Source organism: Pseudonocardia nantongensis, from assembly GCF_046546495.1.
In the GTDB taxonomy this organism is placed as follows: domain Bacteria; phylum Actinomycetota; class Actinomycetes; order Mycobacteriales; family Pseudonocardiaceae; genus Pseudonocardia; species Pseudonocardia nantongensis.
The window spans coordinates 150,254-175,799 of record NZ_JBKGXT010000002.1; the positions used below are offsets into that span (position 1 = coordinate 150,254).

Here is a 25,546-nt window from a genome sequence, read left to right on the forward strand (position 1 = left end):
CGGGGGCGTTCGCGTGCGCGGACCCTCGTCAGCTGCGGGTGGGCGAGATGTTCAGGCTCATCCCGGCCAGCCCGCGGGCTCGCACGGCGAGCTTGTCGGCGATCCCGTCCAGCACCTGGGCGGCCGCCGACTCCGGCTCGCTCAGCACGATCGGGGTCCCGGAGTCGCCTCCGGAGCGGACCGCGGTCTCCAGCGGCACCTGGCCGAGCAGCGGCACCGGCGCCCCGACGGTGCGGGTCAGCGAGTCCGCGACGGTCTGCCCGCCGCCGGAACCGAAGATGTCCGCGCGGGTGCCGTCGGGCATCTCCATCCAGGACATGTTCTCCACCACGCCGGCCAGGCGCTGGCGGGTCTGCAGCGAGATCGCGCCGGCCCGCTCGGCCACCTCTGCCGCGGCCTGCTGCGGGGTGGTCACCACCAGCAGCTCGGCGTTCGGGATGAGCTGTGCGGTGGAGATCGCGATGTCGCCGGTACCCGGGGGCAGGTCCAGCAGCAACACGTCCAGGTCGCCCCAGAACACGTCGGACAGGAACTGCTGCAGCGCGCGGTGCAGCATCGGCCCGCGCCAGACGACCGGGGTGTTGCCGTCGGTGAACATGCCGATCGAGATGACCTTCACGCCGTGCGCCTGCGGCGGCATGATCATGTTCTCGACCTTGGTCGGACGGTCGGCGGCGCCGAGCATCCGGGGCACCGAGTGGCCGTAGATGTCGGCGTCGACCACGCCGACCTTCAGCCCGCGCCGGGCCAGCGACGCGGCCACGTTGACGGTGACCGAGGACTTGCCCACCCCGCCCTTGCCGGAGGCGACGCAGTAGACGCGGGTCAGCGAACCGGGCTGGGCGAACGGGATCTCGGGCTCGTCGGCGTCGCCGCGCAGGCTGCGCCGCAGCTCGGTGCGCTGCTCGTCGCTCATCACGTCGAGCTCGACCTCGACCCGCTCGACGTCCGGGACCTTCGTGACCGCCTCGGTGACCCGGGAGGTGATGGTCTCCTTCATCGGGCAGCCGGCGACGGTCAGGTACACCCCGATCTCGGCGAGCCCGTCCGCGGACACGGCGACGCTCTTGACCATGCCCAGCTCGGTGATCGGTTTGTGGATCTCCGGGTCCTCGACGGTGCCGAGCGCGGCGCGCACGGCCTCGGTGACGGTGCTGGTGCTGCCGGTGACGGACATGCGCTGGACGACCTCTTTCCTCTCGGGACGCCTCCATGCTACGTGCTTGCTCGCGACCCTCCGGCGTCTCCTAGCATCACCCGGGTGGAGGAGACGGTCGGCGCCCGGGGGCGCGAGACGTCGGACCGCCGCCGGGTCGTCCCGACGCGCGAGCAACTGACGTCCTGGCGCAGCTTCCTGCGCGCGCACGCCGGGATCACGAAGCAGCTCGAGACCGAGCTGGAGATCGAGCAGCAGCTGTCGCTGGCCGCCTACGACGTCCTGGTCCAGCTCTCCGAGGCACCCGGCCACCGGTTGCGGATGACCGAGCTGGCCGATGCGGTGCTGCTGTCCCGCTCCGGGGTGACCCGGCTGGTGGACCGCCTGGAGCGGGTCGGGCTGGTGATCCGGGCGCGGGTCGTCGCGGACGGTCGCGGGGTCACCGCCCAGCTCACCGACGCCGGCTACGAGCGGCTGCGCACCGCGGCCACCACCCACCTTCGCGGGATCTGCCGGCACTTCGCCGACCGGCTGGACCCGGACGACCTCGCGGCTCTGGAGCGGATCAGCCGGAAGCTGGTCCCCTGACCCCGTCACCGCGCGCCGGGTCGGTCCGGCCGCCGTCGCGGGACGACCGGGTCCGGGCGTCGCGCCTGCGGCCGCGGCGCCGCTCGGGGTCCGGGCCGTCCTCGGGGCGGGCCGCGGGTTCCCCGCCTGCCCGTGCGACGGCGTCGTCGAGCCGGTCCGCGAGCTGCTCGGAGAACCGGTCCAGCTCGGTGCGCAGGTAGTCCCGGGACGCGGTCTCACCGACCGCCAGCCGCAGTGCGGCCAGCTCGCGGGCCAGGAACTCGGTGTCGGCCTTGGTCCGCTCCGCGCGCCGGCGGTCCTCGTCCAGCGAGATCCGGTCCCGGTCGTCCTGCCGGTTCTGGGCCAGCAGGATCAGCGGTGCCGCGTACGCGGCCTGGGTCGAGAACGCCAGGTTGAGCAGGATGAACGGGTACGGATCCCACCGGACCTGCCAGGCGATCAGGTTCAGCGCGATCCACACCACCACGACGACGGTCTGGATCGCCAGGAACCGCCCGGTGCCCAGGAACCGGGCGATCCGTTCGGAGATCCGGGCGAAGCCGTCCGGGTCCACCTCGAACCGGCGCCGGCCGATCCGCGGCTGGTCGAGCCGGCGCCCGCCGGCGGCCTCAGGCACGGCGCACCGCCCTCGCGTCCGGTACCGCCGGGGTCACCGCGTCGCCCCGGTCCCGCCAACCGGCCGGCAGCAGGTGGTCCAGCACGTCGTCCACGGTGACGGCACCGAGCAGGTGGTCCTCCGGGTCCACCACCGGGCCGGCCACCAGGTTGTAGGCGGCGAAGTACCGGGTCACCTCGCCCAGCCCGGCGTCCGGGCCCAGCCGGGCCAGCTCGGCGTCGATCATGCCGGCGACCAGCTCGAACGGTGCCGATCGCAGCAGCTGCTGGGCGTGCACGCACCCCAGGTAGCGACCGGTCGGCGTCGCCGTCGGCGGCCGGACGACGAAGACCATGCTGGCCAGCGCGGGCGGGACCTCGGGGTTGCGGATCCGGGCCAGCGCCTCGGCCACCGTGGTGTCCGGGCCGAGGGTGATCGGTTCCGGGGTCATCAGCCCGCCCGCGGTGTCCCAGTCGTAGCGCAGCAGCCGTCGCACCGGCTCGGACTCGTCGGGTTCCATCAGCTCCAGCAGCCGGCCGGCCTCGTCGTCGGGCAGCTCGCCGAGCAGGTCCGCCGCGTCGTCCGGTGCCATCGCCTCCAGCACGTCGGCGGCGCGGTCCTCGTCGAGGTAGGCCAGCAGCTCGCGCTGGTCGGACTCGGAGAGCTCCTCGAACACGTCGGCGAGGCGCTCGTCGTCGAGCGCGTCGACGACCTGGCGCTGGCGCTCGTTGGGCAGCTCGGACAGCGCCGCCGCGACGTCGGCCGGGCGCATCGTGTCGAACACCGTGAGCAGCCGCTCCGCGCCCTGCGCGCCCGCCACGTCCAGCCCGGACACCGCGCCCCACCCGAACACCTCGACCCGGGCGCGGCGGGCCAGCCGGGCCCGCCGGAACCGGACCGCGACCCGCGTGATCGCCCAGTCCCGGGTGCGGGTGGGTTCGACCGCGGCGTCGACCAGGGTGCCGGTGGCGCCGGACTCGCGGACGGTGACCGACCGGTCCAGCAGCTCGCCGAGCACCAGGGTCTCGTTCGGCCGCTGGTCGAACCCGCGCAGGTTCACCGAGCCGCTGGCCAGCGTCACCGCGGCCGGCACCACGTCGGCGACCCGCAGCATCGGCACGAAGATCCGCCGCCGGGACGACAGGTCCACCACCAGGCCCAGTACCCGCGGCGGCCCGGCGTCCAGGCGCAGTGACACCACGACGTCGCGGACCTTCCCGATCCGCTCGCCGTCCGGGCCGAAGACGGCCAGACCGGCCATCCGCGCGACGAACACCCGTGCCGAGGCCATGCGGGCGAGCCTAGAACCCACGGCGGCCCGTGGCCGGGCGCGACCGTCCGGCGTCCCCGGACGGGGCACTAGGCTCGCCGGACGTGAGCGAGAGCCGCGATCTCCGGTACGACGTCGTCGACGTGTTCACCGACCGCCCGTACGCCGGTAACCCGCTGGCCGTGGTGCACGGCGCCGAGGCGCTGTCCACCGCCCGGATGCAGGCGATCGCGGCCGAGTTCAACCTCTCCGAGACCACCTTCCCGCTCTCGCCGACCGGCGGGGGTGAGCAGAGCGCCGACTACCGGGTCCGGATCTTCACGCCCCGAGCGGAGCTGCCCTTCGCCGGGCACCCGAGCGTCGGCACCGCGTGGGTGCTGGCCCGGGACGGCGCGATCGGGTACGGCGACCGGGTGCAGGAGTGCGGTGCCGGGCTGCTCCCGATCCGGGTCGACGCCACCGGCGCGCGGGTCGAGGGCGGCACGCCGTTCCTGGGGGAGGAGCTGAACGCGGTCCGGCTGGCGGCGGCCGTCGGGCTCGGCCCGGACGACGTCGACGGTGCGGCGGTCCCGGGCGTCGCCGGCGCCGGCGTCGAGTACGCGATCCTGCTCGTGGCGCCCGGCGCGGTGGCCCGGTCCCGCCCGGACCCCGCCGCGCTCGCCGCGGTGACCGGCGGGGCGACCGGACTGCTGGTGGCGTCGGTCGACGGCACCGCCGAGCGGGTGCACGCGCGGATGTTCGGCAACGGCATCGGCGTCACCGAGGACCCGGCGACCGGGTCGGCCGCCGTCGCGCTGGGCGTGTTCCTCGCGGACCGCGGGCTGGTCGGCGACGACGGCGAGCACCCCTTCGTCGTCACCCAGGGGGTGGAGATGGGGCGGCCGTCGACGTTGCACGCCGGCGTCCGCACCGCGGGTGGCCGGGCCGCCGGGACCTGGGTCGGCGGCTCTGTGGTGCCGGTGGCCGCCGGCACCCTGACCCGACCACCGGGGGACCGGTGACCCGCCGGTAACCCGTCCTGACCACGGATGGCTGAGAAACCAATCACCTGGACGGGGCGCGGGACGGGCGGTCGTGCCAGCATCACCCCGCCAGCCCGGTGTCCGCGCGCGTCGCGCACCAGTGCCATCGTGCGCGTCGCGGACGTGCGGACCAACTCGACGAGGAGCCCGTCTGTGAGCACCACCCTCCGCCCCCGCCGGTCCTGCCTGGCCGTGCCCGGATCGAGCCAGAAGTTCATCGACAAGGCGCGCGGCCTGAACTCCGACCAGGTCTTCCTGGACCTCGAGGACGCCTGCGCACCGCTGGCCAAGCCGGAGGCGCGCAAGACGATCGTCGCGGCGCTGAACGAGGGCGGCTGGGGCGAGAAGCTGCGGGTGGTCCGGGTCAACGACTGGACCACCGAGTGGACCTACCGCGACGTCACCGAGGTCGTCGAGGGCGCCGGGGTGAACCTGGACGCGATCATGCTCCCGAAGGTGCAGACGCCGGAGCAGGTCGTCGCACTGGACCTGCTGATGACCCAGATCGAGAAGACCCTGGGCTACGAGGTCGGGAAGATCGGCATCGAGGCGCAGATCGAGAACGCGCTCGGCCTGACCAACGTGAACGCGATCGCCACCGCGTCCCCGCGGGTGGAGACGATCATCTTCGGCCCGGCCGACTTCATGGCCTCGATCAACATGAAGTCCCTGGTCGTGGGGGAGCAGCCGCCCGGCTACGACGTCGGCGACGCCTACCACCACATCCTCATGTCGATCCTGATGGCCGCCCGCGCGCACGACAAGCAGGCCATCGACGGCCCGTTCCTGCAGATCAAGGACGTGGACGGGTTCACGCGGATCGCCGGGCGCGCGGCCGCGCTGGGCTTCGACGGCAAGTGGGTGCTGCACCCCGGTCAGATCGACGCGGCCAACGAGACCTTCAGCCCGTCGCAGGAGGACTACGACCACGCCGAGAACATCCTCGACGCCTACGAGCACTTCACGTCCGAGGCGGGCGGGAAGAAGGGCGCCGCGATGATCGGCGACGAGATGATCGACGAGGCCAGCCGCAAGATGGCGCTGGTGATCTCCGGCAAGGGCCGTGCCGCCGGCCTGCAGCGCACCGACAAGTGGACCCCGCCGGAGGCGTGAGGCCTGCTCGTCAGGGCCGAACCATCGGCCGGGTGCCGGTTGCCCGGACACCGCTGACCGTTTCAAGCTCAGGAGGAACCATGGCCCGGCTCGCACAGACCGTCGGTCTCACCGACATCCAGCAGGAGATCCTCGACACCGTCCGCTCGTTCGTGGACAAGGAGATCATCCCGCACGCAACGGAGCTGGAGCACTCCGACACCTACCCGCAGGACATCGTCGACGGGATGAAGGAGATGGGGCTGTTCGGCCTCACCATCCCGGAGGAGTACGGCGGCCTGGGCGAGTCGCTGCTGACCTACGCCCTGGTCGTGGAGCAGATCGCGCGCGGCTGGATGAGCGTCTCCGGCGTGATCAACACGCACTTCATCGTCGCGTACATGCTGATGCAGCACGGCACGCAGGCGCAGAAGGAGCATTACCTGCCGAAGATGGCCGCGGGCGAGACCCGTGGCTCGTTCTCGATGTCGGAGCCGGACCTCGGTTCGGACGTCGCGGCGATCAAGACCAAGGCCGTCGAGTCGGGCGACGGCAGCGGTGACTACGTCGTCGACGGCGCCAAGATGTGGCTGACCAACGGCGGTACGTCGAACCTGACCGCGGTGCTGGTCAAGACCGACGAGGGCAAGGACAAGCCGTACCAGAACCTGACCACGTTCCTGGTCGAGAAGCCGGAAGGCTACGGCGAGGTCGCGCCCGGTCTGGTCATCCCGGGCAAGATCGACAAGATGGGCTACAAGGGCGTGGACACCACCGAGATGGTGTTCTCCGGCCACCGGATCGCCGGCGAGCAGATCCTGGGCGGGGAGCGCGGCCGGGGCTTCTCACAGATGATGGACGGCGTCGAGGTCGGCCGGGTGAACGTGGCCGCCCGCGCCTGCGGCATCGCGATCCGGGCCTTCGAGCTCGGCGCCGACTACGCCCAGCAGCGCTCCACCTTCGGCAAGCCCATCGCCCAGCACCAGGCGATCGCGTTCAAGCTCGCCGAGATGGGCACCAAGGTCGAGGCCGCGCACCTGATGATGGTCAACGCCGCGCGTCTCAAGGACCGCGGCGAGCGCAACGACGTCGAGGCCGGGATGGCCAAGATGCTGGCCTCGGAGTACTGCAAGGAGGTCACCGAGGAGTCGTTCCGCATCCACGGCGGCTACGGCTACTCCAAGGAGTACGAGATCGAGCGCCTGATGCGCGAGGCGCCGTTCCTGCTGATCGGCGAGGGCACCTCGGAGATCCAGAAGACGATCATCTCGCGCGGCCTGCTGCGCGACTACAAGCTGCGGTAGCCCCCGGCAGGTGTGACGGCCCCGTCCCCGGGCAACCCGGGGCGGGGCCGTCACACGTTTCGACCCGGGCACGGTCGGGGCATGCGCCGGACGTGACGCGCGAGACGCGGATAGTCTCCCGGGGCACGCCGGGCGGCCGTCGACCGTTGCACCGGTAGAACCGGACAACTCACGCGAGGAGAACATCATGACCAGCCCCTTCGGCGGCCAGGCACGCCCGGCACCGGGCCTGCCGCAGCTGCCCACTCCGCCGACCGGGTGGCCGGTGGGGTCCTACGCCACCTACGAGGAGGCGCAGCGCGCGGTCGACCACCTCGCCGACTCGGACTTCCCGGTGCGCGACGTGACGATCGTCGGCGTCGACCTGATGCTGGTCGAGCGGGTGATCGGCCGGCTCACCTGGGGCCGGGTGCTCGCCTCGGGCGCGGCGTCGGGTGCCTGGCTGGGTCTGTTCGTCGGCCTGCTGCTCAGCCTGTTCTCGCCGGAGGGCAGCTTCTGGCCGATCCTGGTCGGCCTGGGCTCCGGTGCGGTGTTCGGGATGGTCTTCGCCGCCGTCAGCTACGGGGCCAGCCGGGGTCGCCGGGACTTCCAGTCGGCCAGCCAGATGGTGGCCGGGCGGTACGACGTGCTGTGCGAGCCGCGCAACGCCGAGCAGGCCCGCGAGATGCTGGCCCGGCTGGCGATGGGGAACCCGAACAGCGGTATGTGACCCGCCGGTGGCCCCCGCGACCCACGGCCGGGCGCGTCGGGTTCCGGCGAGGGGGCGCCGGAGGGCAGGATCGCGGACGTGAGCGCAGACGGACGGCCGAGCGACGAGATCCGCCCCGCCACCGTGCACCGGGCCTACGGGCGCGCCGCCGGCGGGTTCGACGGCTACGTCCGCGCGATCCCCGGTTACCACGCGAACCTGCGGGTGTCGGCGTCCCGGATGGGGCTCTCCGGCGCCGGCCTGCGGCTGCTCGACGTCGGGTGCGGCACCGGGGCCTCCACCGAGGCGCTGCTGACCGCGGCACCGGGCTCCGAGGTCGTCGCCGTCGACGCGTCGGCGGAGATGCTCGCGATCGCCCGCAGGAAGAACTGGCCGCCGCGGGTGACGTTCGTGCACTCCCGGCTGGAGACCCTCGCCGAGGCCGGCGTCGAGGGCCCGTTCGACGGGATCCTCGCCTCGTACCTGGTCTCCAACCTGCCGGACGCCGAGATCGGGCTGCGCCGGCTGCTGGGCCTGCTGGCGGACGGCGCTCCGCTGGCGGTGCACGACTACGCCGTCGCCGGCCCCCGCGGGCGCAGCCGCTGGACCTCGGTGTCCTGGGGCTGGCTGCTGCCCATGGCCTCGATGCGCTGGGGTGCCTCCGAGCTGGCCCGCTTCCGCTACCGGCGGGTCCGCGGCGCCGGCGGGCCGGAGTCGATGGTGCACCGGATGGAGCGGGCCGGGTTCGCCGACGTCCGGGTGCAGACCGTCGGCGGGCTTCAGCAGTACCTGGTGCACACGTTCCTGGGCCGCCGCCCGGACGAGCCGGACGTCGTGGGGGAGCGGGCCCGCGCCCGGGCCGAGGCCGCCCAGGAACCGCCGCGCGAGCCGGACGCGACCGGGATCGAGCCGGTCGAGGAGGGCGGCCCGGACGACCCGGGCTACGCCGACGAGCTCCCGGAGGACCAGGACCCGGGCGATGACGAGACGACCCCGCCGGAGGGCACGCCGCGGGTCTGACCCCGGCGCTACAGCCAGCCGTTGCGCCGGAAGTTGCGGTAGAGCAGGCCGCAGATGGTGGCGATGGCCAGCAGCACCATCGGGTAGCCGAAGTCCCAGTGCAGCTCGGGCATGTAGTCGAAGTTCATCCCGTAGACGCCGGCGATCATCGTCGGGACCGAGATCAGGCCGGCGTAGGCGGTGATCTTCCGCATGTCGTTGTTCTGCCGCATGCTGATCTTCGCGAGCACCGCGTCGACCAGCGTGGTCAGCAGCTCGTTGAACCCGGCCACCTGCTCCGCGACGCCGCCGAGGTGGTCGTCGACGTCGCGGAAGTAGGACCGCACCTGGTGCGGGACCAGCGCGCTGTAGCCCTCGGAGAGCTTGCGCATCGGCCCGACCAGCGGCATCACGCTGCGGCGCAGGTCCAGGATCTCGCGCTTCATGACGTAGATCTGCTCGGGGTTCATCGTCGAGCGCGGCGAGAACACCTCGGCCTCGACGGCGTCGATGTCGTCCTCGATCTGCCCGCAGACCCCGATGTAGGAGTCGACGACGTAGTCGGCGATCGCGTGCAGCACCGCTGCCGGGCCGAGTGCCAGCTGCTCCGGGTCGTCCTCCAGCCGCCGGCGCACCTCGCGCAGCCCGGTGTGCCTGCCGTGCCGGACGGTGACCACGAAGTCCCGGCCGACGAACGCCATCACCTCACCGGTCTCGACGATCTCGTTCGCGGTCGTCGGGTCCTGGTGACCGACGTAGCGGACCGTCTTGAGCACCATGAACAGCGTCTCGTCGTAGCGCTCCAGCTTGGGCCGATTGTGCGCGTGCACCGCGTCCTCGACGGCCAGCTCGTGCAGGCCGTAGGTCTCGGCGACACCGGAGATCTGCTCGGCGTCCGGCTCGTGCAGGCCGATCCAGACGAAGCCCTCGCCGCGCTCGCGGACCTCGGCGATCGCCTCGTCGTGCATCCAGCGGCCGGGCAGCCGCTCGCCGTCGACGTAGACCGCGCAGTCGACGACGTAGGCCGAGAGCGGCACCCGCAGCTTGCCGTCGGCTCCGGCGGTCGCGGCGCGCGCGGCGGCGCGCTCGGCGCGGCGGCTGCGCCCGGCGGACCGGATCGCGGGGCGGAGCTGGGAGAGCGAGGGCATCACGAAGACCTCCGGGGAGGGCGCTCGCCGGAACGAGCGTCGGCGCGGGGCGTGCGCCAGCGGTGCGGGCGCCGGGTTCGCGTCTCGCCTCCCGCCGGGGTCAGCCCGGGAGCGCCACCCGGGGCGGGCGCGGCGGGAGGCGGCACGTACTGCTCGCGGGTGTTCGGGAACTGGACGACACCGCGCTCACCTCCTCCTCGATCCGGCCCGTGTCCCGCACGGATGTGAGATCTCCGACCGCCCTCGTGTGAGCGGGACCGTCCTGCTCCGTGCGGGCCGCCCGATAGATTACCCCTGCAATCGATCCACGGCGTGATGGGAGCGTGAACGGTGCAGTTCGGGCGCTACTACGAGGAGTTCGAGGTCGGTGCGACCTACAAGCACTGGCCCGGCAAGACGGTCACCGAGTACGACGACCACCTGTTCTGTCTCCTGACGATGAACCACCATCCGCTGCACATGGATGCGCACTACGCGGGGGAGACCACCGACTTCGGGAAGAACGTCGTGGTCGGCAACTACATCTACTCGCTGCTGCTGGGCATGTCGGTGCCGGACGTGTCCGGCAAGGCGATCGCGAACCTCGAGGTCGAGTCGCTCAAGCACACGAAGCCGACCTTCCACGGCGACACGATCTACGGCGAGACCGAGGTCCTGGACAAGACCCCGTCGAAGTCCAAGGACGACCGCGGGGTGGTGTACGTCGAGACCCGCGGCTACAACCAGGACGGCACCGCGGTGTGCACCTTCCGGCGCAAGGTGATGGTGCCGAAACAGTCCTACGGCGACGCCCGCGGCGGCGAGCAGCCGGGCCGGCCGACCCCGCAGCTCTGAGTCGCGGGGCCGGCGGCGGACCGCCCACCGGGGCCCCGTGTGCCCGGCCCGGGTCAGCGCCGGGGCAGGCAGTCCCAGTCGCGCAGGGCCTCGGTGAGGCCGTCGACCACCGGCAGCTCGGCGTACCCGGCGAGGTCGACGAAACGGACGTCGTCGGCGTCGTCGCCGGGAACGGGAGTGGGTGACGCCCGGTCGGCCGGGTCGAGGACGCAGCGGTACTCGGCGATCCGGTACGGTCCGCGACGCACGACGCCGACGAGCTCCCCGGGGCGGACGTCCAGGCCGGTCTCCTCCCGCAGCTCACGGACGACCGCGGTCTGCTCGTCCTCACCGGGTTCGACCCGGCCACCGGGGATCGACCACGATCCCCGGCCCGGCTCGTTCGCCCTGCGGACCAGCAACAATCGTCCGTCCGGGTTGTACACGATTCCCCCCACACAGGGGACGTGTCGGCTACTGTCGGTCATCCGAAATGACGGTACGCTGCTCTGGTGCCGGTACCGGTGTCCTGCGGGCATCGGGTACCAATGACGAGGTTGTTCCAACGGGCCGAACAGGTGGTCGGGTAACGTGCGCAGACTTCTGATCCTGGTCGCGGTGGCACTGGGTATCTTCCTGGTCGTGACCGCCCCGCAAGCGGCGGCGGGCTCGGTGACGAACGTGGGCAACATCCTCTACGACGCCGCGCAGTCGGTCTCCACGTTCTTCACCTCGCTGGTCTGACCGTCCCGTGCTCGCACCTCGGGAGATCGACGAGTACCTGCTCCCCACGGAGCGGCGCGTCATCCGTGTGCGTCAGCACTGGGCCGTCATGGCCAGGCACATGCTGCAGACGGCCCTGTTCCTGCTGGTCGTGATGGGCTCCGAGCAGCTGCTGGACGGTGCCGCGAACCCGTCGGTCGACGTGCTGGTCGACAACCTCGCGTTCTACCTGGTGCTGGTGGCCACGCTGCGGTTCACCGCGCTGACGATCCTGTGGTGGATCGAACGGATCGTGATCACGGACAAGCGGGTGATGATCGCCCAGGGGATCGTCACGCACAACGTCGGCATGATGCCGCTGGGCAAGGTCACCGACCTGACGTTCCGGCGGACGCTGACCGGGCGGTTGCTCGGCTACGGGACGATGGTCGTCGAGTCCGCCGGCCAGATCCAGGCGCTGAACGAGATCGACTTCATGCCGCGGCCGGAGGAGATCTACGAGGCGCTCTCCGAGCTGGTGTTCGGGGAGAAGGGCAAGACCCGGGCCACCGGCATGCTGGCGAAGCCGCGCTGGCGCCGGTAGCGGCGACCGGACGGCGTTAGGGTCACGGACGTGTCCGTGATCGATCTGCACGCCCACTCCACCGCCTCGGACGGCACCGACGGCCCCGCCGAGCTGGTCCGGGCGGCCGATGCCGCCGGCCTCGACGTCGTCGCCATCACCGATCACGACACCACCAACGGGTGGGACGAGGCGGCCGCGGCCTGCCCGCCCGGGCTGCGGCTGGTCCGCGGCGCCGAGTTCTCCTGCCTGAGCCCGACCGGCCGGGACGGCGAGCCGCGCTGCTCGGTGCACCTGCTCGGCTACCTGTTCGACCCGGAGCACCCCGCGGTCGTCGCGGAGCAGGAGCGGCTGCGCGCCGAGCGGGTGCAGCGGCTGCACACCATGATCGGCCGGATGGCGGCCGACGGGTACCCGGTGGACGTCGGGACGGTGTTCGCGCACCTGCCCGAGGGCGGCAGCGCCGGGCGGCCGCACCTGGCCCGGGCACTGGTCGCGGCCGGCGTCGTCGGGTCGGTGGACGGGGCGTTCGCCGAGCTGCTGCACAACGACAGCCCGTACTACGTGCCCCGCGCCGACACCGCCGTCGAGACCGCCGTCGAGATGATCCACGCCGCCGGCGGGGTCGCGGTGTTCGCGCACCCGCTGGCCCGCACCCGCGGCACGGTGGTCGAGCCGTCGGTGCTGGTCGACCTGGCCGGGCGCGGCTTGGCCGGGGTCGAGGTCGACCACCCGGACCACGCCGGCGTGGACCGGGCGCTGCTGCGCGGGCTCACCGCCGAGCACGGGCTGCTCGCCACCGGGTCGAGCGACTACCACGGCACCAACAAGACCACCCGGCTCGCCGCGGAGACCACCGCCCCGGACGTGCTGGAGGCACTGCTCGACCGGGCTCGCGGGGTGGAGGTCGTCACCGGTTGAGCACCGGCCGCGCTGTACCGTGACGGCATGGCCCGGACCACGCCCGCCACCGCAGGGTGCCCGGACGGCCAGCTCGGCCTGGACCTGCTGGATCCGGAGTTCGGCGCGACCGCGCTGCACCGGGTGACCCCGGCCCGACTCGACACCTGGGACACCTGCCCGCGCCGCTACCGGATGCTGCACGTCGACCGGCCCGCGCCGCCCCGGGGCGGCGCCTTCGCGCACACCACGCTCGGCGCCGTCGTGCACCTGGCGCTGCGGTCGCTGGCCGCGCTGCCGGCACACCGCCGCACCCCGGCCGCGGCCGCCGATCTGGTCGACCGGCACTGGTCGGACGAGGGTTTCGCGAACGCCGAGCAGGCCGCGACCTACCGCACCCGGGCGCGGGACTGGCTGGCCGCCGCGGCCGAGGGCCCGGCCGGCCGGCTCGAACCGGTCGCCGTCGAGCGGTGGGTCAGCGCGCCGGTCGGGGGGCTGCTCGTGGAGGGCCGGATCGACCGGCTCGACGAGCCGGACGGCGCGCTCACCGTCGTCGACTTCAAGACCGGCCGGCGGGTCCCCGACGACGCCGACGCCCGCGACTCCCGTCAGCTCGCCCTCTACGCCGTCGCCGCCGCGCACGTGTTCCGGCGGCCGTGCCGGCAGGTCCGGTTGCAGCACGTCCCGACCGGGACCGTCGCCGCCTGGGAGCACGACGACGCCTCCCTGGCCGGGCACGTCGACGCGGCCGAGACGACCGCGTCGGCCGCCGCGGAGGCGACCGCCGCGCTCGCCGCGGGCGGGGACGCCGAGGCGCTGTTCCCGGCCCGTACCGGGGGACACTGCGGCACCTGCCCGGTGCGCCGGAACTGCCCCGAGGGACGGGCCGCGACGCCCGAGCCCCGCCCGTGGGACCTGCTCGCCCCGTGACCGCGGACCGCTTTCCCCGATCCGCGCCGGGCGACCGCGGCGACCGCTCCGCCCGGCCCGGCGGGTCCCCGCCACCGGCGGCGCCCCGGCGCGGGCCCGCGCCCGACGGGGCTCCCGGCCCGCAGCGCCCGCCGTTCCCGGCTCCCGAGCCGCCGACCCGGCCCACCGGGTTCGAGCCGGGGCGCCCGCCGCCCGGGCGCCGGGCCGCGTCCGGCGGCGCCGCCGCCGGTCCGTCCCGGGACCGGCCCGGCCCGCCCGCCGGGGACCCGCACCGCCCACCCGCGACCTCCCGCCGTCCCGCCGCGGACCCGCCGTCGTCGCGGCGGGGCGGCGGCGAGCGCGGGTCCTCGCGGCGCGGGCTCGGTGGCGACCAGCCGGGGGCGCAGACCCGGCGCGGCTCCGGGGCGTCCGGGAACCGGGACCGGGCCACCCGGCCGGCCGGGACCCGCCCCTCCGCCGGCGGCCGGATCCTGCGCGGGCTGGCCGGTGTGCTGGCCGGTGGCCTGGTCGTGCTGGCCCTGGGCCTGGTCGTCACGGAGTGGCTGGCCGGGCGCAACGGCGTCCCGGGGCCCGGTGCCGGCACGCTCGTCGCGCACGTTGCCGGGGCCCTCGCCGCCGTCGTCGGCCAGGTCGTCGCGGACCGGCGGGCCGACCGCACCGGGACGCTCGCCGCCCTGGTGGTGATCGGCGTCGCGGCGCTGGTCCTCGGGTTCGGCTGGTTCCTGTAGCCGGACCTCAGACGAGCTCGGAGTCGCGGACCCGCTGCATGCCCCGGGCCATCCGCCGGCGCAACGCAGGCACCCGGTTGACCAGCCGCATCCCGGTCCGCCGGGCGGTGACCCCGAGCGCCGTCGCGACCGGGGTGCGGTGCGCGGCGTCGTCGATCAGGGTGACCGGGCCGGGTTCCCGCTCCGGCAGCGGGTCCGAGGTGCGGATGTCGACCGCGATCGACGAGGTCGGGTCGGACCGGCGGATCAGCTCGTGCCATCGCGGGTCCCAGCCCACGGTGACCCGTCGCGCCTCGGCGAGCAGCGCCGCGGCGTGCGCCGGGTCGACCTGAGGTGCACCGAACTCTACCGCGAGCTGATCTCGCTGCGGTTCGACGAGATGCCCGGTCAGGCCGGGCCGAGCACGACGACGTCGGTCCCGTGCAGCTCGACCAGCATGTTGCCCTGCGCGGCGACCTGCACCGGGCCCTCCCGGCCCGCCCGGTCCACCGGCACCGTCCGGGCGACCTCGCCGGTGGCCGGGTCGACGTCCGCCAGGCCGCCGGGCACCGGTACGAGCAGCCGGTCGCCGTAGCGGGTGCCCGGGCCCAGCGAGCCCGGCACCGTCCAGAGCGGCTGCAGGGTGCGCAGGTCCAGCGCGACCGTCGCGCCGCCGGTCCACCAGTAGCGGTGGTCGCGGTCGGTGCTGGTGCGGGCGACCCCGTCGGCCGGCACGTGGATCGGGCCACCGGCACCGACCGGGAATTCGCCGACCCGGTCACCGGAGCGGTCCAGGAGCAGCAGCCGCGGCACGCCCGGCAGCAGCACCGCCGCCCGTTCCGGGGAGACCGCGATCAGCTGCGCGCCGTCCGTCCCGAGCACCTCGGACGAGTCGAACGCCGGCTGGTCGCCCTCGGTGCCGCTGGGCCGCAGCATCGACAGCCGCTCGCCGCGGTCACCGGGGCAGCGCTCCAGCACCCCGGCCCGGTCCTCGGCGGCGGCGAAGGAGCGGAAGCTGCAGCCGGTGCGCGGCTGGTCGCCGGGCTCCTCGAGGGCCCGGACGGTGCCGTACTCGGCGGTGCGCACCAGGTCCGAGCGGAACGTCTCGACGTAGTCCTGGCCGGTGGCCAGCACCGGATCGGTGCCGATCAGGCGGGTACCGGGGCGGGCGTCGAGGGTCCGGGCCGGGCCGCGGGTGCCGGTGTCCGGGTCCAGGGTGCTCAGCTCGGAGCAGTACTCGCCGTTGCGGTAGAGCGCCATGACCCGCCCGTACCCCTCGGCGACGGTGCACAGCGGCAGGTCCCGGCTGTAGCTCCAGCGTTCGGTCCCGGTACCGGCGTCCCGGCCGGAGACCCGGGAACCGTCCGCGACGACGACGCCGGCCCCGGCCACCGTGGGGACCGGCGTGGCCGGGCTCGGCGCCTGCCAGCGCTCGGTGAACCGGTCCGGGACCGGACCGGCCGGCGGCGGGGCCGTCGCGGGGGTGCCGGCCGGCTCCGAGGTGGTCCGCGCCGCCGGGCTCTGCAGCCCGTAGAGCAGCGCGGCACCGGCCAGCAACAGCACGATCACCGCGGCGACCAGGCGGTCGCCGCGGTGACGTCGTTCAGCGGGGACCCGGGCCCAGGCGGGCGTCGGGACCCGGGACCGCAGCACCCCGGAGAGGCCTCTCAGCTGGCAGCGGCGTCGGCGCCGTCGGCGGACCCACCGTCGGACCGGCGACCGGCACCGCCACGGCGGCGCCGACGCGGCCGGGACGCCCCCTCACCGGAGGCGGAGCCGGCGTTCCCGGCGTCGGAGGCCGGGCCGTTCCCCTCGCCGCCGTTTCCGTTGGCGTGGGCGTTGCCGTTGGCATTGCCGTTGCCGACGGTCTCGGTCGCGGCACCGGACTCGACCGACACGCCACCGCGGGTGCGGGAGCGGCGCCGCCGGTTGCGCGCGGGGCGCTTGGCGTCGCCGTCCCCGTTGTCGGAGCTACGGCCACCGTCGCGGCCCGACTCCTTGCCCCGGCTGCGAGCCGGCTTGCGCGCGCCCTGGTGGTCGCCGTCGCTGTCGATGTACTCGGCGTTCAGCCCGGCCCGGGTACGCGCGGACAGCGGCAGCCGCCCGGAGGCGTCGGCCGGGATCTCCAGGTCGGCGTACAGGTGGTCCGAGGTCGAGTAGGTCTCGACCGGCTCGTCGATCCCCAGGTTCAGGTCGTCGGAGATGATCTTCCAGCGCGGCATCTCGTCCCAGTCGACCAGCGTGACGGCGACGCCCTCGCGCCCGGCACGACCGGTGCGGCCGATCCGGTGCACGTAGGTCTTCGCGTCCTCCGGGCACTGGTAGTTGACCACGTGGGTCACGCCGGTGACGTCGATGCCACGGGCCGCGACATCGGTCGCGACCAGGACGTCGACCTTCTCCGAGCGGAACGCGCGCAGCGCCTGCTCGCGGGCGCCCTGGCCCAGGTCACCGTGCACCGCGGCGGCCGCGAAGCCGCGCTCGGCCAGGTCGTCGGCCACCCGCTGGACGGTCCGCTTGGTCCGGGCGAAGATCATCGTCAGGCCGCGGTCCTTGGCCTGCAGGACCCGGGTGACGAGCTCGACCTTGTCCATCGCGTGCGCCCGGTAGACCAGCTGGCGGGTCCGCTCGTGGACCGCGCCCTGGTCGGACTCCTCCGCGCGGATGTGCGTCGGGCGGTTCAGGAAGCGACGGGAGAGCTGCACGATCGGGCCCGGCATGGTGGCCGAGAACAGCATCGTGTGCCGCTCCTCGGGCAGCATCCGCAGGATCCGCTCGACGTCGGGCAGGAAGCCCAGGTCGAGCATCTCGTCGGCCTCGTCGAGGACGAGCGCCTTGACCCGGCCGAGCACCAGGTGCCGCTGCTCGGCGAGGTCGAGCAGCCGGCCCGGGGTGCCGACGATGATGTCGACGCCCTTGCGCAGGGCCTCGAGCTGGGGTTCGTAGGCGCGGCCGCCGTAGATCGCCACGACGCGCACGTCGAGGTTCTTGCCGGCCGCGGCGATGTCCCGGGCGACCTGCACGCACAGCTCGCGGGTGGGTACCACGACCAGGGCCTGCGGGACGTCCTTGGTGCGGTCGGCCGCCTCGCCCTCGGCGGTGGCGGCCGGCTGCTCGCCGGGCGGGGTCAGCCGCTGCAGCATCGGCACGCCGAAGCCGAGCGTCTTGCCCATCCCGGTGCGGGCCTGACCGATGGTGTCCTCGCCGTCCAGCGCCAGGGGAAGCGTGAGCTCCTGGATGGCGAACGTGCGGACGATGTCGTTCTCCGCGAGCGCGGAGACGATCTCGGGGCGGACACCGAGCTCGGCGAAGGTCGGGGGGAGCTTCTCGTCCTCGGCCGGGAGGGGGGAACCGGACGGTGCGTCCGCGGCGGTGATGCCGGTCGCCTCGAATCCGGGATCGGCCTCGGGGGTCTCTGTGTTCTCGTTCGGAACGGACAGGGGGATCGCCTCTCTCCGCGCACAGGAGCCGGGGGCGGGCTCGTCGACCGGCACCGGGTCCGTAGTCCGGACCCGGGCGGGAGAGCCGCCGAGGCGCTGCGCGCACCAAGTCGGGTGCGGGTCCCGGTGAGATGTGGCCGGCCGCGGCGATGGGGGTGTCGCGGCCCGCCCGCCCCGTTGCCCGGATCCCGCGCGGTGGGCGCGTCCGCCTTCACTCCGGCGACGCGCTGACCGCATGGTACCTGGAACCGGTCTCGGGCACGATCCGCGACCGCCCGCGCGCCGCGGTGAGATGCCTCGCGTCGGGCGGGACGCGGGCCCCGTCCATCCGGATAGGGTGGCGGTATGACGACCGACGCCGGCCCCGCGGCCCCCGCTCCGGTGACGGTCGAGCTGCTCGGGGTGCTCGCCTACGGGGAGCTCTCGGCGTTCGACCGGCTCGCCGAGGACGCCCGCGCCGCTCCCACGCTGGCCGGTCGCGCGCAGCTGACGACGATGGCCGCCGCCGAGATCGGGCACCTGCGGCTGATCGAGGACCACCTCGCCGGGTCCGGCGTGGCGGTGGCCGACGCGATGGCCCCGTTCGTCTCGCTGATCGACAGCTATCACGCCTCCACCGCCCCGCGGAGCTGGCTGGAGTCGCTGGTCAAGGCCTACCTCGGGGACGGCCTGGGCGCCGACTTCTACCGCGAGGTGGCCGGCTGGGTGGACCCGGCGACCGGTGACCTGGTGCGCCGGGTGCTGGCCGACACCGGGCACAGCGCGTTCGCCGAGCGGGAGGTCCGCGCGGCCTGCGAGGCGAACCCGCAGCAGCGCGACCGGCTGGCGCTGTGGGGGCGCCGGCTGCTGGGCGAGGCGATCACGCACGCCCAGCGGGTGGTCGCCGAGCGCGACGGCCTGGCCGAGTTCATCGTCCGCGGGTCCGGTGACGCGGGCGGCATCAGCGGGCTCATCAAGACCGTGCAGAGCGCGCACGGCAGGCGGATGAGCCGGCTCGGCCTCTCCTGACCGGCCGCCGACGCCTCGGCCCGGTCTGGACTAGCCTGGCGCCTGCAACACGGCAGTACGCAGGCTTACGGATCGGGAGGTCCACCGGTGAAGGTCAAGATCGGCATCGCGGAGACCCCGCGGGAGCTCGTGGTGTCCAGCGACCGCACGCCGGACGAGGTGGCCCAGCTGGTCAGCGGGGCGATGAAGTCCGACGACGGGCTGCTCGACCTCACCGACGACCAGGGCAACCGCTTCGTCGTCCCGGTCGCGCGCATCTCCTACGTGGAGATCGGCCCGGCGGAGGAGCGCAAGGTCGGGTTCGGCCTGGGCGGCTGAACCGCCACTCGCGTGCCGACGGGTCCGGCTCCCATCGAGGGGCCGGGCCCGTCGTCGTTCGCGGGGTGTCGCGGGGCTGCCGCCCCGCTTGCCGGGCCAGGCCACCCAGGCACTTGGGCGATCAACCTCGGCAGGGGGCTCGGTCCGCATCGGCCCCCGCCGAGCGGGTCGGGTGCCCCGATACGTGCCCCGGCGGCTGTCTCATTCTGAGATGGCTCGTGTGTTGCCCGGACCTCACAGCCGCGATGCACTGGCTCCGCATCCGGCCACTCGATGGTCGACACAACCGGATTCTCGACGAGGGTGGTGGTGGCCGATCTGCCGCACTCGCGAGAAGGCACCGCTGCCACGGTGAAGGCCATCAACGATGCCGGTGGCCCCGCGACCGGGGTGGATGTCGACGTGACGGACGAGAAGTCCGTGGCGTCCGCGGTCGCCACGGCCGTCGAGGTCGGTGGTCATCTGGAGTCTTCGTGGCCAACGCCGGCATCGCCCAGGTCGAGGAGCTGCTCTCCTACGACGCGGCCGACTTTCAGAGGGTTCTAGTCGGTCTCCGGGGGCGGTGGGCCGTCCAGCGGGAACGGCGGGGCGCCCACCCCGGCGAGCCGGAACCGGTCCCACGGGTCGGGCTCGGACAACGTCCCGGTTGCCGCGTGCCCGGGCGTGCGCACCTCGGCCGTGCCGCCACGGGCACCGAGCAGCTCGGTCAGCCGGTGGTTCGTCCGGACCCGGCCGGACCAGCGCAGCCGTCCGTCGAACGGCTCGGTGCGGGCGTCCAGCAGCACTTCGACGGCCAGCTCCTCGCCGGCCACCACCAGGGTCGCGGGCCCCCGGTAGCCCTCGTCGTGCTCGTCCGCGCTCACGGCCGGGGCTCCGGGGCGTCGGTGCCGGTGGCGGCGGCCCCTGCGGGGGTGTGCGGGTCCGGGACCAGCCGCAGGATGTCCGCGTTCGCGGTCGGCGCGTCGATCCCGGCGACGCCAGCGATCCCGCCCCAGATCAGCGCGGACAGGTAGTTGGTGAGCGCCTCCCGGCTCATCGTGCGGCGGTCCAGCCACCACTCGCCGGCCGACTGCACCATCCCGATCAGGCCCTGCGCCCAGGGCTCGGCGCCGCCGGAGTCGCGGCCCTCGGCCCGGAGCCGCTCACCGATCATCGTCGCGAGCAGCGCCCCGATCCGGCCGCGCACATCCTCGACGATCTCCGCGCCGGGCGCCGGCTCGGCCGGGTTGGCCACTACGAACCGGTAGAGCTGCGGCTCGTCCTCGATGCCGTGCAGGAACGCGTCGATCACCGCCGCGACGTGCTCGATCGGCTCGGCTTCGACGGCCAGCACCGGGTAGATCCGCTCCATCAGCATCTCGGCTGCCGCCTCACCGACCGCGCGCTGCAGGTCGGCCCGGTCGGCGAAATGCCGGTAGAGCACCGGCTTGGTGATCCCGGCGGACGCGGCGATCTGCGCGACCGACACCCCGGGGCCGTGCGCGCGGATCGCCTCGATCGCCGCCTCGACCATCTCGGTCCGGCGTTCGGCCCGGCGGCGCTCGCGCGCGTCCGGCTTGACATCCCTCGGGTCCTGGGGCATGTTACCAGTGGTAACTGTTACTGGCGGTAACGGCAAGTGGAAGTGGCGTTCTCCGCCCGTTTCCGACCCGGACCCGTTCGCCTCCTCCGACCGACGACGACCCGAGAGGAACGCGTGACCCGATGAGTGCTCCCACCGCCCGTCGCACCGGCAGCAAGACGAAGGTCGCCGACCGCGAGGACACCGCGGCCCGGTTGCTGCGCAGCTCGGTCGACAAGTCCTACGACCCGTCGATCGACATCGACTGGGACGCCCCGCTCGTCGAGGGCAAGTACGGGATCGTCCCGGAGCGCGTCTCGCTCTACGGGACCGAGCTGTGGGACGGGCTCACCGAGGAGCAGCGGGTCACGCTGTCCGTACACGAGTTCTGCAGTGTCGCCCGGATCGGTCTGTGGTTCGAGATGATCCTCATGCAGATGCTGCTGCGCTACGCCTACGACCGCGATCCGCGCAAGGCGCACATCCAGTACGCGCTGGTGGAGATCGCCGACGAGTGCCGACACTCGATGATGTTCGCCAAGGCCACCGAGCGCTACGGCGTGCCGGACTACGCGCCCGGCCGGCTCACCCACGAGCAGGGCCGGCTGATGAAGACCATCGGCACCGGCCCGGCGATGTTCGCCGGCACCCTCTACGTCGAGGAGATCCTCGACCAGCTGCAGCGCGAGGGGATGCGCGACGAGCGCGTCCAGCCGCTCTCCCGCATGATCAACAAGATCCACGTGACCGAGGAGGCCCGGCACGTGCGCTACGCGCGGGAGGAGCTGCAGCGGATCATGCCGAGGACCAACCGCGCCGAGCGGGCGTGGGCGCGCTACCTGACCGCGCGGATCGCCTTCGTCGTCGCCCGGAACCTGATCAACCCCGAGGTCTACCGCAGCGTCGGGATCGAGCCGAAGGTCGGCCGCGCGGCGGCGCTGGCCAACCCGCACCATCACGAGATGCTGCGCTGGTCGGCCCGCAAGCTGGTGCCGTTCCTCCGCGAGCAGGGCGTCGTCGGGGGGCCGACCGAGGCCCTCTGGAAGCGCGCCCACCTGATCTGAAGGATGGAGTCCATGAGCCGACGGGTCGTCACCCGCGACGGGACCGGGCTGTACGTCCGCGAGTCCGGTCCGCCGACTGCCGGGGTGACCGTGCTGCTGGCACACGGCTGGACCCTGGACGAGCGGTGCTGGGCGCCGGTCGCGGACGTGCTCGGTGCCGGTCCGGGCCGGTTGATGCGGGTGGTCCGCTACGACCACCGCGCCCACGGGCGTTCGGACGACACCCCGGACGCGGACAAGACCCTGGAGAACCTCGCCGACGACATGGCCGAGGTGATCGAGCAGGTCTGCCCGTCCGGCCCGCTGGTGATCGCCGGGCACTCGATGGGCGGGATGACGACGATGGCGCTGGCCGAGCGGCACCCCGAGCTGGTCGCGTCCCGGCTGGCCGGGGTGGCGCTGGTCGCGACGGCCAGCGGCGGGCTCGGCGGGGCCGCGACGCTGGGCATGAGCGGGCGTCCGGCCCGGGCGTTCCTGGTCGGCAAGGACAAGGTGACGGCGAGCCCGTACTGGACCGGGCGGCGATCCGTCACCCGGCATCCGGCCCTGCTCGGGCCGGGGATGCGGGCGTTGCTGCTCGGCCGCAGGCCGGACGCGCTCGCGGTCCGCGCGACCTGCGAGACGATCGGCGACTGCCGCCCGACGACGATCTCCGGCTTCACCCCGACGCTCACCTCGCACGAGCGGGACGCGGCGCTCGCCACGTTCGCCGACCTGCCGGTGGAGGTGCTGGTCGGGACGCGGGACCGGCTGACCCCGCCGCGCTACACCCGCCGGATCCGGGAGCACCTGCCGGACGCCCGGATGACGGTCTTCCCGGACGCCGGGCACATGCTCCCGGTGGAGCGGGTGACCGGGGTGGCCGCCCGCATCGCGTCGCTGGCGCACCGGGCGACGGCGGCCCCGGCGGCGTAGCTACGGCTGCTCGCCGGCCCCCTGCTTCGGGAAGCCGGCGATGCCGCGCCAGGCGAGCGAGGACAGCAGCAGGACCGCCTCGTCCCGGGGTACCTGCTGGTCGGAGTCCAGCCAGAACTGCGCGCCGACCTGGCTGAGGCCGACCAGGCCGACAGCCAGCAGCCGGGCCCGCTCGTGGGTCAGCCCGGCGTCGGTGGTGACGGCGCCGGCGATCGCGTCGATGCACCGGTCCAGCGCGCTCTCGACGACCGCCGCGGCCTCCGGGTCGCCGCGCAGGTCGGACTCGAAGACCAGCCGGTAGGCGCGGCCCTCACCGGCCACGAAGTCGAAGTAGGCGGCGACCGCGGCCTCGACGCGCTCCTTGTTGTCGTCGGTGCGGTCGATCGCTCCGGAGACCCGCTCTACGAGCTCCTCGGCGTAGGTCGTCAGCAGCGCCTGGTACAGCTCCAGCTTCCCGGGGAAGTGCTGGTAGAGCACCGGCTTGCTGACACCGGCCCGCTCGGCGATGTCGTCCATCGCGGCCGCGTGGTAGCCCTGGTCGGCGAACACGTCCCGGGCCGCCAGTAGTAGCTGCGCGCGGCGCGCGCCGCGGGAGAGGCGAGCGCCCCGTGGCGTGGCGGTTCCAGTCATCGCCTACCTTTCACCGGATGTGGGGTCACCCTACCCATAAGTAACCCCGGTTGCCGAGGGATCCGGGGATGCGCCGGACGGGGGATCGGCCTCGCCGTCCGCGGTCCCGTCCGGACGACGTCACCGGCGCGGACCGTGCCCGTCGAGCTCGAGCCGGCAGACCGTACGGGACGGTCGTGCACGGGTCTGCACGGGCGGTCGCACCCGCCACTGTACGACCGCGAGGACGGCGCCGGTCGCCACCAGGGGGACCGCGGCGGCCGCGGGCGCGGGCAGCCCGGCCGCGGCCGCGGCCACCCCGGTCCCGGCGGCGACCAGCGCGGCGCGCAGCCCGGCCGCGGCGGCCCGGCGGGCCCGCCGGGCCAGCGTGAGCGCGGTGGCGACCTCGGCGGGGCCGCCGTGGACGGCGAACCCGCCGGTCCCGTCCTCGAAGGCGGGCCGGCCGTGGACCACCGAGCCCTGGACCACCGAGCCCTGGACCACCGAGCCCTGGACGGCCGGGCCCGGGGCGGCGGTGCTCCCGTCCGGAGGCTCCAGCGCGATCGCCAGGTCCGCACCGGCCAGCGCCCCCGGGTCGTACCGCGGGTCGGCTGCGACGGCCACCGTCCGGCCCCGGACCTGCAGCCCGGCGACGGCCGCCGCCCGGCCCGCCGCGTCCAGACCGGGACGGATCGCGTCCGGATCGGACGGGTCCAGATCCGCGGCCGAACCCAGGGCGCGGGCGGCGGCGTCGTCGTCCGGGGTGAGCAGAGCCGGCTCGGTACCGGCGGCCCGCAGCGCGCCGATCCCGGTCGCCGCCGTGCGGTGCGGGGACCGGCGCACCGCCAGCACCGCCCGGGCCGTCCCGTCCCAGGCGACCGCGACCACCGCGCAGCCCTCCGCCTCGGCCCGCTCGCGGGCCCGGGACACCTCCGGCGGCAGCCCGATGCCGTGCTCGAGCAACCAGGCGGGGGATCCCAGCAGCACGGCGTGCGCGACGACCGTGCCCGCCGCCGGGACCAGCTCCGCGACCAGGCCGGAGACCCCGTGGCCGGGACGCTCGTCCGGTTCGGCGACGTCCGGTGGGCTGCCCCCGGCGTCCCGCAGCGCCGCGTCCAGCGCGCGGGCGACCGGCCCCAGGTCCGATCCGTCCGCGGCGCCCCGGGCCACCGACGCGGCCAGCCGCAGCACCTGCTCCGGGTCGGTGCCCTCGGCCGGGTGCACGGTGAGTGGAGCGGCACCGCCACCGCCACCGGTGAGGACGTCCGGGCCCGCCAGCGCCACCGTGTCCACCCGGTCCACGGTCGCCGGGCCATCCTCCGGAACGGTCCAGCCGACCGGGTCCCACCAGCCGGGCCCTTCCCGGCCGCCGGGCGCCGTGTGGTTGTCGCCCGCCACCGGCAGCGGGAACCCGGCCGCCCCACTGCCCGCCGGCATCGGCATCGGCAACCGGATCGTCTCCCGGCCTGCCCGCCGGGCCGCGCGCACCGCGGCCGGCACGGCCGCCAGCAGCGCGCAGGGGCTCGCCGCCAGTAGCACGGCGATCCCGGCCGGCACCGCCACCGCGGGCGGCTGCCCGATCCCGGTCCGGAAGCCCGCGACGGCCACCGCGACCAGCAGCGCGACCGGACCGAGCCGGCTGCACCAGCGGTCCGCGGCGACCTGCAGTCCGGCGGTGTTCCCGGCGGTGCTCCCGGCTGGGCCCTCGACGCGGCGCGCCGCCGTCCCGACGACGGTCAGTACCGCCGCGACCCCCGGCAGCAGCGCGCCGCCGGTCGGCACGGTGCTCGCTCCGGGCCCCGGGACGGGCGGCGACACCGCTCCCGGGACGGCGGCCGACACCGCGGCCGGCACGGCCACCGAGACCGACCAGGCCAGTGCGGCGAGCGTCCCGGCGGAGGTCAGGAGGTCCGCGGTGAGCATCCCGGCGCCGGCCGCCCGCGCGGCTGCCCGGTGCCCGGCCCACCCGAGGACCAGCACCACCGCCCCCGCCGGCAGTACCGCCAGCAGCGGCACCACCGGCAGCAGCGACGGCGGGAGCCGGCCCGACGCCGTCAGCACCGCCGCGGCCGGCGGCAGGACGACCGCGAGTACCGCGGCGAGGGCCGCGAGCACGAGCGGGGTGCGGCGCACG

Annotated in this window: 28 protein-coding genes; 16 read left to right on the forward strand and 12 right to left on the reverse strand. The window is 74.3% G+C overall.

Annotated elements, in window-relative coordinates; all coding sequences use genetic code 11:
• Positions 1-28: 28 nt before the first annotated feature.
• Positions 29-1,177 (reverse strand): Mrp/NBP35 family ATP-binding protein, encoded by a 1,149-nt coding sequence (locus tag ACLFMI_RS02675; protein ID WP_410946086.1) that lies wholly within the window; start codon positions 1,175-1,177, stop codon positions 29-31.
• An 84-nt stretch (positions 1,178-1,261) separates the two neighbouring features.
• On the opposite strand from ACLFMI_RS02675, the gene ACLFMI_RS02680 reads away from it, so the two are divergent.
• Positions 1,262-1,744: a MarR family winged helix-turn-helix transcriptional regulator gene (locus ACLFMI_RS02680; RefSeq protein WP_410946087.1), complete on the forward strand. Its 483-nt coding sequence runs from the start codon at positions 1,262-1,264 to the stop codon at positions 1,742-1,744.
• On the opposite strand, the gene ACLFMI_RS02685 is transcribed toward ACLFMI_RS02680, so the two are convergent.
• The gene (locus ACLFMI_RS02685; RefSeq protein WP_410946088.1) at positions 1,722-2,360 is read right to left on the reverse strand and encodes a DUF1003 domain-containing protein; all 639 of its coding nucleotides are present in this window, start codon (positions 2,358-2,360) and stop codon (positions 1,722-1,724) included. The genes ACLFMI_RS02680 and ACLFMI_RS02685 overlap by 23 nt on opposite strands.
• Positions 2,353-3,630: a magnesium transporter MgtE N-terminal domain-containing protein gene (locus tag ACLFMI_RS02690; RefSeq protein WP_410946089.1), complete on the reverse strand. Its 1,278-nt coding sequence runs from the start codon at positions 3,628-3,630 to the stop codon at positions 2,353-2,355. The genes ACLFMI_RS02685 and ACLFMI_RS02690 overlap by 8 nt, the downstream gene beginning before the upstream one ends.
• Before the next feature lie 83 nt (positions 3,631-3,713).
• Here ACLFMI_RS02690 and ACLFMI_RS02695 point away from each other — a divergent pair, with 83 nt between their 5' ends.
• The 5 genes from ACLFMI_RS02695 to ACLFMI_RS02715 all read left to right on the forward strand — a co-directional run bounded on the left by ACLFMI_RS02695 (position 3,714) and on the right by ACLFMI_RS02715 (position 8,735).
• The gene (locus ACLFMI_RS02695; RefSeq protein WP_410946090.1) at positions 3,714-4,610 is read left to right on the forward strand and encodes a PhzF family phenazine biosynthesis protein; all 897 of its coding nucleotides are present in this window, start codon (positions 3,714-3,716) and stop codon (positions 4,608-4,610) included.
• A gap of 174 nt (positions 4,611-4,784) precedes the next feature.
• A complete protein-coding gene (locus tag ACLFMI_RS02700) occupies positions 4,785-5,744 on the forward strand; it encodes an HpcH/HpaI aldolase/citrate lyase family protein (RefSeq protein ID WP_410946091.1) in 960 nt (319 codons plus the stop codon).
• An 80-nt stretch (positions 5,745-5,824) separates the two neighbouring features.
• On the forward strand, positions 5,825-7,027 hold the full coding sequence (locus ACLFMI_RS02705; RefSeq protein ID WP_410946092.1) for an acyl-CoA dehydrogenase family protein: 1,203 nt from the start codon (positions 5,825-5,827) through the stop codon (positions 7,025-7,027).
• A gap of 187 nt (positions 7,028-7,214) precedes the next feature.
• Positions 7,215-7,736 (forward strand): general stress protein, encoded by a 522-nt coding sequence (locus ACLFMI_RS02710; RefSeq protein ID WP_410946093.1) that lies wholly within the window; start codon positions 7,215-7,217, stop codon positions 7,734-7,736.
• Positions 7,737-7,814: 78 nt separating this feature from the next.
• Positions 7,815-8,735 carry a class I SAM-dependent methyltransferase gene (locus tag ACLFMI_RS02715; protein ID WP_410946094.1) on the forward strand — a complete coding sequence of 307 codons (921 nt, stop codon included), beginning with the start codon at positions 7,815-7,817 and terminating at the stop codon, positions 8,733-8,735.
• Positions 8,736-8,743: 8 nt separating this feature from the next.
• Here the strand turns inward: ACLFMI_RS02715 and ACLFMI_RS02720 are convergent, their stop codons facing one another.
• Entirely contained in the window at positions 8,744-9,862 is a 1,119-nt protein-coding gene (locus ACLFMI_RS02720) for a magnesium and cobalt transport protein CorA (protein WP_410946095.1), read from the reverse strand.
• A 330-nt stretch (positions 9,863-10,192) separates the two neighbouring features.
• Here ACLFMI_RS02720 and ACLFMI_RS02725 point away from each other — a divergent pair, with 330 nt between their 5' ends.
• Positions 10,193-10,696 (forward strand): MaoC family dehydratase, encoded by a 504-nt coding sequence (locus ACLFMI_RS02725; RefSeq protein ID WP_410946096.1) that lies wholly within the window; start codon positions 10,193-10,195, stop codon positions 10,694-10,696.
• A gap of 53 nt (positions 10,697-10,749) precedes the next feature.
• On the opposite strand, the gene ACLFMI_RS02730 is transcribed toward ACLFMI_RS02725, so the two are convergent.
• Entirely contained in the window at positions 10,750-11,163 is a 414-nt protein-coding gene (locus ACLFMI_RS02730; RefSeq protein ID WP_410946097.1) for an NUDIX hydrolase, read from the reverse strand.
• Between the two features lie 103 nt (positions 11,164-11,266).
• On the opposite strand from ACLFMI_RS02730, the gene ACLFMI_RS02735 reads away from it, so the two are divergent.
• The 5 genes from ACLFMI_RS02735 (at position 11,267) to ACLFMI_RS02755 (ending at position 14,518) form a co-directional block, all read left to right on the forward strand.
• Positions 11,267-11,419 (forward strand): hypothetical protein, encoded by a 153-nt coding sequence (locus tag ACLFMI_RS02735; protein ID WP_410946098.1) that lies wholly within the window; start codon positions 11,267-11,269, stop codon positions 11,417-11,419.
• Between the two features lie 67 nt (positions 11,420-11,486).
• Positions 11,487-11,981: a PH domain-containing protein gene (locus tag ACLFMI_RS02740; RefSeq protein WP_410946298.1), complete on the forward strand. Its 495-nt coding sequence runs from the start codon at positions 11,487-11,489 to the stop codon at positions 11,979-11,981.
• A 30-nt stretch (positions 11,982-12,011) separates the two neighbouring features.
• The gene (locus ACLFMI_RS02745) at positions 12,012-12,881 is read left to right on the forward strand and encodes a PHP domain-containing protein (RefSeq protein WP_410946099.1); all 870 of its coding nucleotides are present in this window, start codon (positions 12,012-12,014) and stop codon (positions 12,879-12,881) included.
• Positions 12,882-12,908: 27 nt separating this feature from the next.
• On the forward strand, positions 12,909-13,790 hold the full coding sequence (locus ACLFMI_RS02750) for a RecB family exonuclease (protein ID WP_410946100.1): 882 nt from the start codon (positions 12,909-12,911) through the stop codon (positions 13,788-13,790).
• Complete coding sequence (locus ACLFMI_RS02755) at positions 13,787-14,518, forward strand: hypothetical protein (protein WP_410946101.1); 732 nt, start codon at positions 13,787-13,789, stop codon at positions 14,516-14,518. The genes ACLFMI_RS02750 and ACLFMI_RS02755 overlap by 4 nt, the downstream gene beginning before the upstream one ends.
• A 7-nt stretch (positions 14,519-14,525) precedes the next feature.
• On the opposite strand, the gene ACLFMI_RS02760 is transcribed toward ACLFMI_RS02755, so the two are convergent.
• The 3 genes from ACLFMI_RS02760 to ACLFMI_RS02770 form a co-directional block, all read right to left on the reverse strand.
• Positions 14,526-14,795, reverse strand: a complete 270-nt coding sequence (locus ACLFMI_RS02760) for a hypothetical protein (protein WP_410946102.1) — start codon at positions 14,793-14,795, stop codon at positions 14,526-14,528.
• Positions 14,796-14,905: 110 nt separating this feature from the next.
• Positions 14,906-16,150 (reverse strand): Rv3212 family protein, encoded by a 1,245-nt coding sequence (locus ACLFMI_RS02765; protein ID WP_458788573.1) that lies wholly within the window; start codon positions 16,148-16,150, stop codon positions 14,906-14,908.
• A 14-nt stretch (positions 16,151-16,164) separates the two neighbouring features.
• Positions 16,165-17,991 (reverse strand): DEAD/DEAH box helicase, encoded by a 1,827-nt coding sequence (locus tag ACLFMI_RS02770; protein ID WP_410946104.1) that lies wholly within the window; start codon positions 17,989-17,991, stop codon positions 16,165-16,167.
• A gap of 291 nt (positions 17,992-18,282) precedes the next feature.
• Here ACLFMI_RS02770 and ACLFMI_RS02775 point away from each other — a divergent pair, with 291 nt between their 5' ends.
• Together ACLFMI_RS02775 and ACLFMI_RS02780 are read left to right on the forward strand one after the other, a co-directional pair.
• A complete protein-coding gene (locus ACLFMI_RS02775; RefSeq protein WP_410946105.1) occupies positions 18,283-18,945 on the forward strand; it encodes a ferritin-like fold-containing protein in 663 nt (220 codons plus the stop codon).
• Positions 18,946-19,032: 87 nt separating this feature from the next.
• Positions 19,033-19,263: a DUF3107 domain-containing protein gene (locus tag ACLFMI_RS02780; protein ID WP_410946106.1), complete on the forward strand. Its 231-nt coding sequence runs from the start codon at positions 19,033-19,035 to the stop codon at positions 19,261-19,263.
• A gap of 542 nt (positions 19,264-19,805) precedes the next feature.
• Here ACLFMI_RS02780 and ACLFMI_RS02785 read toward each other — a convergent pair.
• Positions 19,806-20,126: a DUF4873 domain-containing protein gene (locus ACLFMI_RS02785; protein WP_410946107.1), complete on the reverse strand. Its 321-nt coding sequence runs from the start codon at positions 20,124-20,126 to the stop codon at positions 19,806-19,808.
• A complete protein-coding gene (locus tag ACLFMI_RS02790; RefSeq protein ID WP_410946108.1) occupies positions 20,123-20,845 on the reverse strand; it encodes a TetR family transcriptional regulator in 723 nt (240 codons plus the stop codon). Before ACLFMI_RS02790 ends, ACLFMI_RS02785 begins: the two co-directional genes overlap by 4 nt.
• A gap of 122 nt (positions 20,846-20,967) precedes the next feature.
• Between ACLFMI_RS02790 and ACLFMI_RS02795 the strand changes: the two genes are divergently transcribed.
• The gene (locus ACLFMI_RS02795; RefSeq protein ID WP_410946109.1) at positions 20,968-21,888 is read left to right on the forward strand and encodes an AurF N-oxygenase family protein; all 921 of its coding nucleotides are present in this window, start codon (positions 20,968-20,970) and stop codon (positions 21,886-21,888) included.
• A 12-nt stretch (positions 21,889-21,900) separates the two neighbouring features.
• Entirely contained in the window at positions 21,901-22,803 is a 903-nt protein-coding gene (locus tag ACLFMI_RS02800; RefSeq protein ID WP_410946110.1) for an alpha/beta fold hydrolase, read from the forward strand.
• Here the strand turns inward: ACLFMI_RS02800 and ACLFMI_RS02805 are convergent, their stop codons facing one another.
• Both ACLFMI_RS02805 and ACLFMI_RS02810 read right to left on the reverse strand, forming a co-directional pair.
• Complete coding sequence (locus ACLFMI_RS02805; RefSeq protein WP_410946111.1) at positions 22,804-23,433, reverse strand: TetR/AcrR family transcriptional regulator; 630 nt, start codon at positions 23,431-23,433, stop codon at positions 22,804-22,806.
• Positions 23,434-23,553: 120 nt separating this feature from the next.
• Positions 23,554-25,545 (reverse strand): P-type ATPase, encoded by a 1,992-nt coding sequence (locus ACLFMI_RS02810; protein WP_410946112.1) that lies wholly within the window; start codon positions 25,543-25,545, stop codon positions 23,554-23,556.
• Between the last annotated feature and the right edge of the window lies 1 nt (position 25,546).

Bases quoted from the DNA above. Each gene is read 5' to 3' on its own strand.
- ACLFMI_RS02720 (WP_410946095.1), bottom strand. From the start codon at position 9,862: ATGCCCTCGCTCTCCCAGCTCCGCCCCGCGATCCGGTCCGCCGGGCGC.
- ACLFMI_RS02730 (WP_410946097.1), bottom strand. From the start codon at position 11,163: ATGACCGACAGTAGCCGACACGTCCCCTGTGTGGGGGGAATCGTGTAC.
- ACLFMI_RS02790 (WP_410946108.1), bottom strand. From the start codon at position 20,845: ATGCCCCAGGACCCGAGGGATGTCAAGCCGGACGCGCGCGAGCGCCGC.
- ACLFMI_RS02690 (WP_410946089.1), bottom strand. From the start codon at position 3,630: ATGGCCTCGGCACGGGTGTTCGTCGCGCGGATGGCCGGTCTGGCCGTC.
- ACLFMI_RS02805 (WP_410946111.1), bottom strand. From the start codon at position 23,433: ATGACTGGAACCGCCACGCCACGGGGCGCTCGCCTCTCCCGCGGCGCG.
- ACLFMI_RS02705 (WP_410946092.1), top strand. From the start codon at position 5,825: ATGGCCCGGCTCGCACAGACCGTCGGTCTCACCGACATCCAGCAGGAG.
- ACLFMI_RS02795 (WP_410946109.1), top strand. From the start codon at position 20,968: ATGAGTGCTCCCACCGCCCGTCGCACCGGCAGCAAGACGAAGGTCGCC.
- ACLFMI_RS02800 (WP_410946110.1), top strand. From the start codon at position 21,901: ATGAGCCGACGGGTCGTCACCCGCGACGGGACCGGGCTGTACGTCCGC.
- ACLFMI_RS02750 (WP_410946100.1), top strand. From the start codon at position 12,909: ATGGCCCGGACCACGCCCGCCACCGCAGGGTGCCCGGACGGCCAGCTC.
- ACLFMI_RS02675 (WP_410946086.1), bottom strand. From the start codon at position 1,177: ATGTCCGTCACCGGCAGCACCAGCACCGTCACCGAGGCCGTGCGCGCC.
- ACLFMI_RS02775 (WP_410946105.1), top strand. From the start codon at position 18,283: ATGACGACCGACGCCGGCCCCGCGGCCCCCGCTCCGGTGACGGTCGAG.
- ACLFMI_RS02710 (WP_410946093.1), top strand. From the start codon at position 7,215: ATGACCAGCCCCTTCGGCGGCCAGGCACGCCCGGCACCGGGCCTGCCG.